The organism is Adlercreutzia sp. ZJ141, assembly GCF_011038965.1.
Lineage (GTDB): Bacteria > Actinomycetota > Coriobacteriia > Coriobacteriales > Eggerthellaceae > ZJ141.
The window spans coordinates 132,974-145,605 of sequence record NZ_JAAKEB010000005.1; the positions used below are offsets into that span (position 1 = coordinate 132,974).

General features: G+C 57.6%; 11 protein-coding genes. 2 read left to right on the top strand and 9 right to left on the bottom strand.

All coding sequences use genetic code 11. The features are described 5' to 3' along the window. Window positions 1–2: 2 nt before the first annotated feature. The 5 genes from G7Y44_RS03595 to G7Y44_RS03615 form a co-directional block, all read right to left on the bottom strand. The gene (locus tag G7Y44_RS03595; protein ID WP_165044504.1) at window positions 3–347 is read right to left on the bottom strand and encodes an Asp23/Gls24 family envelope stress response protein; all 345 of its coding nucleotides are present in this window, start codon (window positions 345–347) and stop codon (window positions 3–5) included. Further along, complete coding sequence (gene accC / locus G7Y44_RS03600; protein ID WP_165247630.1) at window positions 344–1,702, bottom strand: acetyl-CoA carboxylase biotin carboxylase subunit; 1,359 nt, start codon at window positions 1,700–1,702, stop codon at window positions 344–346. Before accC ends, G7Y44_RS03595 begins: the two co-directional genes overlap by 4 nt. After that, entirely contained in the window at window positions 1,702–3,579 is a 1,878-nt protein-coding gene (accB, locus tag G7Y44_RS03605) for an acetyl-CoA carboxylase biotin carboxyl carrier protein (protein ID WP_165247632.1), read from the bottom strand. Before accB ends, accC begins: the two co-directional genes overlap by 1 nt. A 323-nt stretch (window positions 3,580–3,902) precedes the next feature. Continuing rightward, entirely contained in the window at window positions 3,903–4,463 is a 561-nt protein-coding gene (gene efp / locus G7Y44_RS03610; protein WP_165044498.1) for an elongation factor P, read from the bottom strand. Between the two features lie 212 nt (window positions 4,464–4,675). Further along, window positions 4,676–4,996, bottom strand: coding sequence for a nucleotidyltransferase family protein (locus G7Y44_RS03615; RefSeq protein WP_165247634.1), 321 nt, complete (start codon window positions 4,994–4,996; stop codon window positions 4,676–4,678). Between the two features lie 244 nt (window positions 4,997–5,240). Here G7Y44_RS03615 and G7Y44_RS03620 point away from each other — a divergent pair, with 244 nt between their 5' ends. Next, window positions 5,241–6,452, top strand: a complete 1,212-nt coding sequence (locus G7Y44_RS03620; protein ID WP_165247636.1) for a HipA domain-containing protein — start codon at window positions 5,241–5,243, stop codon at window positions 6,450–6,452. 198 nt (window positions 6,453–6,650) lie between these two features. Further along, a complete protein-coding gene (locus G7Y44_RS03625; RefSeq protein WP_165247638.1) occupies window positions 6,651–8,939 on the top strand; it encodes a hybrid sensor histidine kinase/response regulator in 2,289 nt (762 codons plus the stop codon). 113 nt (window positions 8,940–9,052) lie between these two features. On the opposite strand, the gene G7Y44_RS03630 is transcribed toward G7Y44_RS03625, so the two are convergent. The 4 genes from G7Y44_RS03630 to G7Y44_RS03645 all read right to left on the bottom strand — a co-directional run bounded on the left by G7Y44_RS03630 (window position 9,053) and on the right by G7Y44_RS03645 (window position 12,571). Then, window positions 9,053–10,183: a M24 family metallopeptidase gene (locus G7Y44_RS03630; RefSeq protein WP_441299686.1), complete on the bottom strand. Its 1,131-nt coding sequence runs from the start codon at window positions 10,181–10,183 to the stop codon at window positions 9,053–9,055. Window positions 10,184–10,332: 149 nt separating this feature from the next. Continuing rightward, a complete protein-coding gene (gene aroQ, locus G7Y44_RS03635; protein ID WP_165247640.1) occupies window positions 10,333–10,854 on the bottom strand; it encodes a type II 3-dehydroquinate dehydratase in 522 nt (173 codons plus the stop codon). A gap of 68 nt (window positions 10,855–10,922) precedes the next feature. Continuing rightward, a complete protein-coding gene (gene aroB / locus G7Y44_RS03640) occupies window positions 10,923–12,035 on the bottom strand; it encodes a 3-dehydroquinate synthase (RefSeq protein WP_165247642.1) in 1,113 nt (370 codons plus the stop codon). After that, window positions 12,017–12,571, bottom strand: coding sequence for a shikimate kinase (locus tag G7Y44_RS03645; RefSeq protein ID WP_241159166.1), 555 nt, complete (start codon window positions 12,569–12,571; stop codon window positions 12,017–12,019). Before G7Y44_RS03645 ends, aroB begins: the two co-directional genes overlap by 19 nt. Window positions 12,572–12,632: the final 61 nt, after the last annotated feature.

Sequence of the window (12,632 nt, forward strand, 5' to 3'; positions counted from 1 at the left end):
CCCTAGCGGGCGAATTGGATGCCGTCAACGTACACGTCAACCGACGAGATAGACGCCCCCACCTGAATGGCGGCGGCGTCTACCACGGCCTCGCGGATTTTGGCCGCCAGCTCGGGCAGCACCGTTCCGTAATACGCATCGACATGCACCGAAACGCTTAGGTTGTCCTGTTCGTCAGCCACCACTTCGACGCCCTGTACGCCCTGCTTGCCGCCGAGCCTCGAGCGGAAGCCCGACGCGCTCGATCCAAGGGAGGCAACGCCTTCAACTTCGGCAACAGCAATGGAGACGATGGTTTCCAACACGCCGGGAGCCAGCGCCATGCCATCGATGTTCAGATTCGTCATAATACGTCTCCCATCTGGGTTTCAATGAAATCAGTGGTTACATCGCCTGCGCGAAACGCCGCGTTTTCAAGCACGCGACGGTGAAACGGGATGGTGGTAGCAATGCCGGGCCCCTCGATGACGAACTCGTCGAGAGCACGCGCGGCGCGGGCGAGCGCTTCTTCCCTATCTTGCCCGCTGACGATGAGCTTAGCTATGAGCGAGTCGTAATGCGGCGAAATGCGCGAACCCGACTTCACATAACTTTCCACGCGCACACCCGGACCTGCCGGCGGATCGAACAACGTGATAGTTCCCGGGCAGGGACGGAAGCCATGCTGGGGATCCTCGGCGTTGATGCGGAATTCGATGGCGTGACCCATCGGCGTAAACGGCGCGCGGTCGGCGCAGCTCATCGGTTCGCCCGCAGCAATGCGCAGCTGCTCTTTGATGATGTCGGTGCCGGTAATTTGTTCGGACACGGGATGTTCAACTTGCACGCGCGTGTTCATTTCCATGAAGTAGAACGACCCGCGTTCATCGAGCAGAAACTCGATGGTTCCGGCGTTGCGATAGTTGGTTGCGCGCACCGCCTTCAGTGCTGCAACACCCATCGCGCGACGCAACTCTTCGGTAAGTGCCGGCGAGGGCGCCTCTTCGATCAGCTTCTGATGGCGGCGCTGGATGGAGCAGTCGCGCTCGCACAGCGCCACGCTGTTACCGAAGTTGTCGGCGAGCACCTGCACCTCAACGTGGCGCGGGCGCAAGACGAGCTTTTCTAAGTACACGCCGTCGTTGCCAAACGCCGCGCCGGCTTCGGTGCGGGCCGCTACGTACTGCGACTCCAGATCGGCCGGGTCGTGCACTTCGCGCATACCCTTGCCGCCACCGCCCGCGGTTGCCTTAATGAGCACCGGGTAACCCACCCGCTCAGCGAATTCGCGCGCCTCTTGGACGGTATCCAAGCAGCCATCGGAGCCGGGAACGGTGGGAACCCCGCAGGTTTTCATGGTTTCGCGCGCCGAACTCTTGTCGCCCATGCGCTCGATACATTCCGCAGACGGCCCAATAAAGACCAACCCCTCTTCGCAACATGCGCGAGCGAAATCGGCATTCTCGGCCAGAAAGCCGTACCCCGGATGAATTGCCTCGGCACCGGTGATTTTCGCCGCCTCGATAATGTTTGCCATAACCAGATAGCTTTTCGCCGCAGGAGCAGGCCCAATGCACACCGCTTCATCGGCATAGCGAACCGGATACGTGTCGGCATCTTCAGTTGAATATACAGCGACCGTACCAACGCCCAGTTCCCTGCACGCGCGCATAACGCGCAGGGCAACCTCGCCACGGTTCGCTATGAGCACCTTGCTAAACATTACTCAGTCTCCGAAACGAGCGGAACACTGGCATGAGGTTCCACATAGAACAGCACCGTGCCGTACTCGACCGGCGCGCCGTCTTCCAGGCACACTTCGCGAACCGTGCCCATTTCTTCGGCTTCGATCTCGTTCATGAGCTTCATGGCTTCAACGATGCACAAGGTTTGGCCGGCCGATACTTCGTCGCCCGCCTTCACAAATGGCGGCTCGCCGGGTGCGGGAGCAACGTAGAATGTGCCTACCATGGGAGCTGTCACAGCGTGCCAGTTGGCCGGACGCTCATTTGCGGCGGGCGCAGGCGCGGCTGCAGCAGGTGCCGCCACAGGGGCAGCAGCGGGTGCGGCTACCGCCACCGGAACGGCAGCGTTTTCGCCTTTTGCCCTGATGGAGATGCGCATTCCCTCTTCCTCCACCACGATTTCGCCGACGCCGCTTTCCTCGGCGACCTTTACCAGCTCGCGAATCTGATTGATGTCCACGTAATCGTCCTCCTTGGTGCCGCTGCTTTCCTCTTGCATTAAGAAGTCAACTTTTTCATGTGCGCGGTGCTTGCTTAAATACGTGCGGGCCTCGTTGGGGAACAAGGCGTACATGAGCACGTCTTCCTCGCTCTTCGCCAAATCGCCAATTTCCTCGGCAACCTCGTTGTAGGTGGTGGTGACAAGCGAGCCGGGAGCCACATCGGGCGGCAGCATTTCGGCGTTGCCTACCACTTTGGCAACCACGTCTTTGTCCATGCGCCCGGGTGCCTTGCCGTAGTAGCCGAGAATGTAGTCTTTCATTTCCTTCGACACCACGCCCCAGCGCTTGCCGGTAAGCACGTTGAACACCGCCTGCGTGCCCACGATCTGAGATAGCGGGGTAACGAGCGGCGGATAGCCCACCTCGGCGCGAACGCGCGGAATTTCGGCCATAACCTCGGGCAGGCGGTCGGCAGCCTTCTGCACTTCCAGCTGGCTGACCAAGTTGCTCATCATGCCGCCCGGCACCTGATGGGAGTACACCTGCATGTGGGTAAGCGACGACACGCCGCGCTTGTAGTGGCCGCGCTTGCGCACTTCCTCCCAGTACTCGGAAATTTCGAACAGAAGATCGAGGTTGATGCCCGTGTCGTAGCGGCTTTCCTGCAGCGCTGCCACGATCATCTCGACTGCGGGATGCGAGTTGCCGAATGCCAGCGGCGCGTGCGCCGTATCAGCAATAGCCGCGCCCGCCTCAGCGGCCTTTAGGATGTTGGCCGGAGCCATGCCACCCACGTAGTGGCAGTGCACGTGCACCGGCAGGCCAATTTCAGCGTTGAACGCCTTCACCATGCGCTCGGTGCGGTACGGCGTAAGCATACCCGCCATGTCTTTGATAGCAATGGAGTCGGCACCGAGGTCTTTGAGCTGCTGGCCGTATTCCAGGAAACTGTCGAGCGTGTGCACCGGGGAAATGGTGTAGGAGATAGCACCTTCGAAGTGCGCGCCGCATTCGCGAATGGCCTCGGCATTGTCAACCACATTACGGATGTCGTTCAGCGCGTCGAACACGCGGAATACATGGATACCGTTGCGGTTGGCCGCCTTGATGAAGCGGTTCACGATTTCCTTGGAATAGTGCTTGTAACCTACCAGATTCTGACCGCGCGACAGCATGGCCAGTGGCGTGTTCGGCGTGCTTGCCTTGATGGAGCGCAAACGTTCCCACGGGTTCTCGTCCAAGAAGCGCAAGCAAGAGTCGAACGTCGCGCCGCCCCACGCCTCGATGGCCCAGTACCCAACGCGGTCCATGAGCGGGAGGATCGGCTGCATGTCGCCGATTGACATGCGTGTGGCCCACAGGCTCTGCTGGCCGTCACGGATGGTGGTATCCATGATCTGAAGCCTTGGCATGAACTCACACCTCCTTATCGGTGAGAAGAGTCAAAGATCGAAACCAGAATTATAGGAGAAGAGCGCCGCCACGATGCGTGCTGCGAAGAAATTCACCGACAAGAAACATGCTTCGCAAGCCGGACGGCACGGACGGTTTGTGACGGCGAAGAGAAAGCCCCGAAGACGGGGCTTTCTCACGTGCGTTGTGCTTTACTTGCGCGCTTGTTGGCTTGTTGGTACGTTGGCATGTTGTCGCTTGTGCGTTTGTGTGCTTGTGTGCGCCGGCTTGTCGTTCTGCGCTTGCTGGCGTGTAGCGCCAGGTCGCCGCTACACGTTTGCTACTACACGCGCTTCACGAAACGGCCGTCGCGAGAGTCGATCTGCAGCACTTCGCCAACTTCGATATACATAGGAACCTGCACCACGGCACCAGTTTCCAGCGTTGCGGGCTTACCGCCACCCTGCACGGTGTCGCCCTTAAAGCCCGGCTCGGTTTCCACAACCTCAAGCTCTACGAACATGGGAGGCTCGATGCTGATCAGCTCGTCGCCAGCGTACAGCAGGCTCGCTTCATCATTCTCTTTAAGCCACTTGGCCACATCGCCCACAATATCGGCAGTAATAGACATCTGCTCGAAGGTATTGTTGTCCATAAAGTAGAAGTCGGAACCGTCGTTGTACAGGTACTGCATCTTCTTGGTTTCCAAGCGAACGGTGTCGAACTTGGTGCCAGCATTGAAGGTGTAGTCGACCACGCGGCCGGTCTTAATATCACGCAGCTTGGTGCGCACGAACGCGCCGCCCTTGCCCGGCTTCACGTGCTGGAACTCAACGATGGTGCACATCTTGCCGTTGTTGATGATGCACATGCCGTTCTTGAAATCGGCGGTGGAAATTGCCATGATCTTCCTCCTGCTGGCCTACTTGCGCTCTTTCGGGTTGTTGTTCAAACCTGCACAGTATACCCGACTTGCCCCAAAAATGGGAGAGGTCACTTCTTAAGCCCAGTCAAGCGAACTATTCCGTAACTTCCAAAACTCGATGCAGCTTTTTGGCAGGGGTAAACACTTCCAAATAGTCGATCTCGGAGAGAATCTTCTCAAGAATCCGAATGTCAGGCTCTTTCATAAAGCGGCACCACCTTATGGATCAAAAGGAGCGAACCCTCAGGAACGGGGTCCTGAACAACATCAACAGAAACCCCAAGCTTTTCCTCCATGCTCTCAAGAACTCGAGCCAAGGTGAACAAGCTAACAACCGCAGAGGTAAAACGAACCAGTAAGTCAACATCCGATGCGTGAGTTGCCCTTCCATCCGCATAACTACCAAATAATGATACGGACTCTATTTGCTCGTTATCGGGCACCGAGGCGTTATATGCCAACGTGGCGCTCGACACATCTTTTCTGATTTGCTCAACCGTCAATGGTGGCATACCTACACCTCCCTAGGAATGTGGCTCAGTATAGTTCATTGCGAACCATCCCGCCTTCTACTTCCTCAGTGCGCTTTTGAACAACATCAACATCGACAGGAACTCCAAGCTTTTCCTCCATGCTCCCAAGAACCCGAGCCAAGGTGAACAGACTAACAAACGCAGAGGTAAAACGAAAACACAAAACCACAGATGATATAAAGGAAACAATCCGCTGCCGATACGCCTATGCTACACTTTTTTCATGGCAAACGCGCAGACATATGAAGTAAGAATCTACGATACCCCCCTCGCCCAGTTCCAGTTTGAGAAGACACTAGGCGGATTTCGGGCGCGCGGGTTGGAAGTAGATCGAAACAACAGTCACCTTCTGCCGCTGAACATTATGCAGGCACCTGACGATGTGGAACTGGCACGCTTTTTGGCTTCGCGGCGTGTTCCCAAAGGGCGCGCTTATTTGGAAGAGATACTGCGCCCCTATGGACTTGCCCCCACAGACACCAAGGGTATTATCGATCTGTCACGCGGCGTATCCGTGAACGATGCTTACTCCGTCGTACCAGCCGACGACGATGTCACCTGGTCGGATTGCAATCTCTTCGACAACGACTTCGACGAGGTGCTGCAAATCGTTGCCTACACAGGAGCCATCCCCGAAGGAGTTATCGGCACAGGAAGACCCTCTGATTTGACCCCATCAGGCGCGTTCCCAAAAACATGGCGGAGAATAGACGGTCAGCTGATGCTGTACAAAGCCGGATCAGCAACAGCCGCTCCGAACTACGGACGCGAGCCCTACTCCGAGGCGCTTGCGTGGCAGGTGGCCCACACCATGGGACTTGATGCTATCCCTTATGAGCTGACAGAGTGGCGCGGGAAGCTATGTTCGGTCTGCAAGCTGTTTAACACAGCAACGACTTCCTTCGTGCCCTTCGAGCTGTGCCTGCCCTCCGACCTTATTCAATTGTGCGATATAGAACTGGCTCTTTCCTATTTTGGGAACATTAGTGACAAAGCGGAAGAGAAGTTCCGATCGATGGCCGTGTTCGATTCCCTTATTGCGAACAGCGACCGCCACATCGGCAACTTTGGCGTCCTACGCGACAATACTACAGGACGCGTGCTTGATGCCGCCCCTATCTTCGACAACAATGTCTCACTCTTCTCGCGCGACGATGACAAGACTCTAGAAATCGACACACTCACAACCCGCGCCGATGAGGCACCCGGCATTCTAGATACAACCTTGGGTATTCAAAGCAGAGTACTACTGGGAGAAGCGCAGCGTAAGCACGTGGAGCGCTTGAGGGAGTTCACCTTTGACGATTCAGGTTTCATCACAGACTATCGAACGGAACATCCTAACGGGAGAATTATCACTCCACAACGTCTGAACGCCCTCAGCGCTTTCGTCCGAACACGGGCATCCCAGCTGCTTGACACCGAAACCAAGTAATTACGCGGCGTGTGTCAGAACTTCCAGACCGATGCGGCAAGCGCACGTGCAACATCTATCACACTTTGTGACAGATAGACAACATTTTGTGTGTAGTGCTTGTTTCGCATTACAATATCGGCGTTGTAACGAAGAAGCTACAGACGCGATGCAGCGTATGCAACAATCGCGTGCGGCTGACCTGGTAAGGACCCAACCGTGAACAAACTTGCGGCTGTCTCCCTTAAGAATACGACCAACCAGCGGTTGTTGCTGTCGGCATTCATACTCGCCGCTGCGATTATCGCCATCCTGACGGCGGCGTTCGTTTACCATACGACCGAAGAAGTCGAGTCGAACGCACTGCGAAACGCCCAAGAACTCGCCGATCACGATATCGATTTCTTCCAGTCCCAACTAGACGCACGATGGGACGAACTAGCCAGTATTGGCTCAGAGTTCGCACTCTATCATGATACAACCATGGCCGACGTCCAAAGCCGCCTTGCCATTGAACAACAGGCGAGCAGCTTCAACACGCTATACCTTGTCGACGACGCCGGCAACCTGTACTCAACTACCATGCTCGCAAAAACTGCCTCCGACAACCCTTACATCGCCCAGCTTGCCTTAGGACTTGATCGCAGCGCGCTGCGTTACGACACCGACGAACTCATCGACGACAATATCGGGGGCGACCCCGTGCCTACCATCGTCTACACCGTGCGCATTAACCCATATGATGTTGAGGAAACATCCATCGTCGGCATTATTGGACTTCGCCACGTTGACCTGGTACAAGAGCATCTGCGTATCGAATGTTACAATGGACAGGGTTCAAGTACCGTCGTCGACAACCACGGCGACTACGTGGTCAACATTGATACCGACGCCAGCGACACCGAAGCGAACTTTTTCGGCCTGCTGGCAAGTGCGCGATCGGTGGAGGATGGCGTCGACAGCGTGATCGAGCGCATCCAAGCCAACAAAGCGTTCACCTTCTCATGGGTAAACGCCGACGGCAAAAAGATGGTGTCCATCGTGCGTCCCATCAACAACACCGACTGGCAAACCGTAATGGCTATTCCCGAAGCAGTGTTCTCGGAACAAAGCATGCGGGTTATCACTATGACCACCATCGTACTGGTGAGTATTGTGGGTGTCGTAGTAGTGCTCGCTGCGCTCGTGTTCCGCGTGAGCAGGAGCGCCGTGAAGGCGGAGGCCGACGCTCAAGCACGCAGCGAGTTCTTATCGAATATGAGTCACGAGATTCGCACGCCCTTAAACGGCCTGGTCGGGCTCAACTACTTGATGCGCGAGAACTTAGAAGACGACCGTAAAATGCGCGATTACCTGACGAAGTCGTCAACCATCACGCAGTACTTGCTGTCGCTTGTAAACGACATCCTTGACGTGAGCAAACTGCAAGCGGGCAAGTTTGATATCGCGCACGATCCGATTAACCTCAGCGTGCTCATCGACGCCGTATACGCCATGCAGCGCGACACGTTCGCCAACAAGGGTGTTTCGCTGTCGGTGTCGAAACAGCTTACAAGTGAGTGTATTCTCAGTGACGAAACGCACGTTAAGCAGGTGCTCATGAACATCTTGAGCAATGCCGCAAAGTTCACCGACAAAGGTGGTGCAGTCGCACTCCGTGTGAGCCAGAGCGAGCCAGCCGACGGCATGGTGACCACCACCTTCGAGGTAGAAGACAACGGCTGCGGCATGGATCCCGAGTTCATGGAGCATATCTTCGACCCGTTTGCACAGGAGCGCAACAAGATTAAAACAAGCCAAAAGGGAACCGGGTTGGGAATGTCTATCAGCTCGCTTCTGGTAAAGCAGATGGGTGGCACGATATCTGTGCGAAGCAAACGCAACGTGGGAAGCTGCTTCACCGTTGTGCTGCCCGCACCGATAAGCGACAAGCGTCCGTGTAATGAGCCTCCACTTGGCAAGCCCGCCGCGCAGACATGCGACGGGAAGACCTGCGACCAGGCCGGCGCTGCAGTGGACGGCGGGGCTGGCGGGACTGGCGACAAGGTGGACAGCGGGGCTGGCAGAACCAGCAACAAGGTGGGCGGTGCGGCCAGCGGAACCAGCGAAACCAGCAGCGAAGCAGGACGGAAGCGTCCGACGCACATTTTGGTTGCTGAAGACAACGAACTCAATGCCACCATTCTGACAGAAATCCTGCGCGGCGTGGGCTACTCGGTCGAATGCGCCGCGGACGGGCAGGAAGCTGTGCACATGGTGGAGGAATCACCCATTGGTTATTTCGAGCTCGTGCTCATGGACGTGCAGATGCCTATCATGAACGGCTACGACGCCACGCGCGCTATCCGTAAACTCGACCGCGATGATACCGACGACATGGTGATCTTCGCCTGCACGGCTAATACGTTTAAGGAAGATCGCGACCTGGCTATCGAAGCAGGCATGAACGGATTCTTAGGCAAACCGGTCAACGTCGAGGAAATGATACGGAAGTTCTCGACGTTGTAACAGGTGTGCTGCGGCGGCTACGAGCGTGCGGCGGTTTGCGGATACGTAGCAGTTTGCGGGTATGCGGCGGTTGTGCAATCGCGAGATTTACCACAGACTCGCAGCTACAACCGCTACAGTACCACCATGTCGTGCGGTGAGTGCGTGAATACCTCAAAGCCGTCCGGCGTGATAACACCGAAGTCCTCGAGTCGCATGCCGAACTCGCCCGCAAGGTAGATGCCCGGCTCAATCGTGACCACGTTGCCGACAACCAACGGCTCAGTGTTGCGCGAATTCAAGCACGGTTCCTCGTGAATATCGAGACCCACACCGTGCCCCAGCCCATGGCCCATCTTCCCGCCGAATCCCGCATCGGCAAGCACGCGTTCGGCAAGTTCGTGCATCTCGATGCCCGTGACGCCGGGTTTCAAGGCTGTCTCAACCGCTTCATTCGCCGCCCGCATGGCTTCATAAGCAGCGCGCATGCGCGAGGTTGGTTCGCCCAAGAACACCGTACGCGTCATATCGGAGCAGTAGCCGCGTAGCTTCGCACCGAAATCCATAACCACGCACTGCCCTGCCTCCAAGCGTGTGTTACCCGGAATAGCATGAGGGCTTGCCCCGTTCGCGCCGCAGGCGACAATACTGGGAAAGGCCAGGTCATCCGCACCAGTGCGACGCATGAAGTCCTCAAGTTCGATTTGCACCTCGCGCTCGGTCATACCCGGACGCATGAAGCCGATAATGTGCTCGAACGCCGCATCGGTAATGGCCTGCGCGGCGTGCAATTGCACGATTTCGGCGGCGTCCTTCACCGCCCGCAAGCCTACCACCATGCCGCTGGTTTCGCGGAAGGGGGTATTGGTTGTGGCCACTTCGGCGAACGCCGCTTCGAGCCGACGGTATTCCGCGAGTGTGATGGAGTCCTCAATACCAAGCGGGCGCACGCAAGCAGCGTCGGCTGCGCTCGTGCCAGCAACCGCACCTGTAGCGTCGGCTGCGCTCGTGTCAGCTGTCGCGTGCTCGTCGCAAGCGGTACTTTCGCCCATCAGTCGCGCAGCGAACTTTGCATGACTCACCCGCTCAGAGTTCACCTGCACGCCCGTGCCGCGCGCCGCGCGCTCACACGCGTCGGCATAGCGCGAATCGGTGTGCAACACCGCGCGATCAGGCGTGACGAGCAGCAGGTGAGCCGCCTCGCTGTCGAACACACTATCGAACGCCGTGAGCCACGCAATGCTCGACGTGTCGCGCACGTACATGCCATCAATGCCTGCGGCCGCGCACGCTTCGCGCAAACGAGCGATGCGCGCCTGCGACAGCACAGCCGATGATGCCACGCTGGTCGGTGCCGTCGTCGGCTCGGATTCAGTAGCAACGCTCTCATGCGCCACCCGAGCTGCTGCGGCCATCATTGCTTCTCTTCCCTTCGCGCGCTCTTTCCGGCAATGATCACCTGACCGGGCGCGTAGACTTCCTCAAATCCTTCGCCCAAGCGCTCCGCCGCTCCATCAAGCAGGATGTCGAGTGCATCGCAGTATCCCTGAAAGCCGCGACCCTTCACCTGAGCCACGCATGCTGGGGCAACCACCGACACGTTGCGCCATGCCTCGCGGGCGCTCACGTCGGAAATGTGTACCTCCACCACCGGCGTGGCGATCGAACCCACCGCATCGCGAATAGCGTACGAATAGTGCGTATGTGCACCGGGGTTGTACACCACGCCATCGAAATTGAAATGCGCCTCGTGCAGTTTCTCTACCAGCTCGCCTTCGTGATTGCTCTGGAAGCACTTCGCCGCTACACCACGCGACTTCGCGTAGTCACAGAACATCCGCTCGAGCGACTCGAGTGTGTCATTCCCGTACACGCCCGGCTCACGTATGCCTAACATGTTCAAATTCGGACCGTTTATCAGCAGTATCTTCTTCATGTTTGATTCCTTTTTGCGGCGCAACCGACGCGACAATCGCGGTGGTTGTTCGAACGCAAGCTCTTCCCTTACGCTTTCGATGCTGTCCATTGCTGCAGGTGAGCGCGCAGAATGTCATCGGACACCTCGACGAGCTCCCAATTGCCCACGTCACGCGGCAGCACGAAACGCACCTGGCCGCCGCGCGCCTTCTTGTCGCGCTTCATCGCGTCAAGCATGTCGGCAGGCGATGCCGACCACGACAAAGCGGGAAGTCCCAGCGCGTCGAGCAGTTCGTCTTGTGTTTCCACCAACTCTTCGGGCGTACCCAGCAAATCAGCGGCCAAGCGCGCAGCAAAGCGCATGCCCTCGGCCACCGCCGCGCCATGGCTGTAGGTGCCATAACCCGATAACTTCTCTATCGCATGAGCCAGCGTGTGCCCATAGTTTAAGCATTCACGCACGCCGCGGCTTTCAGTTTGATCCTGTGCCACCACGTCGGCCTTGAACACCACCGAGCGAACGATGGCCTCTTGTACGACGCCTTCGTCGCGCGCCGCCAGCTGATTGGCATGATCGAGTAGCCAGAAGAAGAAATCGTCGGAGTCGATGACCGACGCCTTGGCTATTTCGGCACAGCCACACGCCCATTCGCGCTCGTTGAGCGTGGATAGCGCGTTGATGTCGGCACACACATACGTCGGCTGGTTGAACGTTCCCACCAGGTTCTTCCCCGCGCTGAGATTGACGCCGGTTTTGCCACCCACCGACGAGTCGACCATCGCCAGCAGCGTGGTGGGCACCTGCACCACCGAAACGCCCCGCATGTACGTCGACCCAACAAAACCGGCAATATCACCCACCACGCCGCCGCCGAGTGCTACAACTACGCAGTCACGTCCGAGCGAGCAAGCCGCCATGGCTTCCCAAATCTCGCCAGCAACTGCGATTGATTTCGAGTCTTCACCTGCGGGAATGGTTATGTCTGATACGCGATAGCCTTCGGCTGCCAACGACCGCTTCGCCTGAGCCAAGTACAGTGGGGCAACGTTTGAATCGGTTATCACGAGCACACGGTCGGCTTTGCCGCCCGCTGCCGTGGCACGCACGTGCTGACCAAGCCGGTCGAGTGCGCCTGCACCCACCCGCACGTCATATGCGGACTCACCGGGGATATTCACCACTACTTTTGTTGTGGGCATAACACGCCCTCCTTTACAAGTATGCCGCGCACTTCGTATGCGATGGCAGGCACGCGCCTCCCAGCCGTTGAAATGGAAACGTCGGCGACTTCTGTATACAGCGGAAACCGGTTAGCCGCTAACGCGCGAGCGGCTTGTACGTCTTGAAATAGCGGACGGGTCGACACGTCACTGATCCTACCGCGTGCCTCATCGACGTCGACCTCTAAGTGAACCACAAAACCAGATGACTTCAAAATGTCGCGATTCTCAGGCCGCATAACAATGCCGCCGCCGCACGAGATGAGCAACGGGGGCTTTTCCGACAGCTCGCGCAGCACGTCGGTCTCGATAGCGCGGAAGCCCTCTTCGCCCACTTCTTCGAAGATTCGCTTGATCCGCTTCCCTTCGCGGCGCTCGAGGTACACGTCGGCATCCACCGAACCGACGCCGCACACACGCGCCAGCCGCCGCGCCACGGACGACTTGCCCGCGCCCATAAACCCAATGAAGAACACCGGGCGCGTAAGCTCGAACCGTTCGTTTTCGTCAGTCACCCACATCTTCCTTTCCGATAACAGCGTTCAGCAAAATGCACGAACCAATGTCGTTTGGTTA

Excerpts from the sequence above, each read along its gene's own strand:
- aroQ (WP_165247640.1), bottom strand. The coding sequence starts at position 10,854 with ATGAAGAAGATACTGCTGATAAACGGTCCGAATTTGAACATGTTAGGC.
- efp (WP_165044498.1), bottom strand. The coding sequence starts at position 4,463 with ATGGCAATTTCCACCGCCGATTTCAAGAACGGCATGTGCATCATCAAC.
- accC (WP_165247630.1), bottom strand. The coding sequence starts at position 1,702 with ATGTTTAGCAAGGTGCTCATAGCGAACCGTGGCGAGGTTGCCCTGCGC.
- accB (WP_165247632.1), bottom strand. The coding sequence starts at position 3,579 with ATGCCAAGGCTTCAGATCATGGATACCACCATCCGTGACGGCCAGCAG.
- aroB (WP_165247642.1), bottom strand. The coding sequence starts at position 12,035 with ATGCCCACAACAAAAGTAGTGGTGAATATCCCCGGTGAGTCCGCATAT.
- G7Y44_RS03620 (WP_165247636.1), top strand. The coding sequence starts at position 5,241 with ATGGCAAACGCGCAGACATATGAAGTAAGAATCTACGATACCCCCCTC.
- G7Y44_RS03615 (WP_165247634.1), bottom strand. The coding sequence starts at position 4,996 with ATGCCACCATTGACGGTTGAGCAAATCAGAAAAGATGTGTCGAGCGCC.
- G7Y44_RS03630 (WP_441299686.1), bottom strand. The coding sequence starts at position 10,183 with ATGTACGTGCGCGACACGTCGAGCATTGCGTGGCTCACGGCGTTCGAT.
- G7Y44_RS03595 (WP_165044504.1), bottom strand. The coding sequence starts at position 347 with ATGACGAATCTGAACATCGATGGCATGGCGCTGGCTCCCGGCGTGTTG.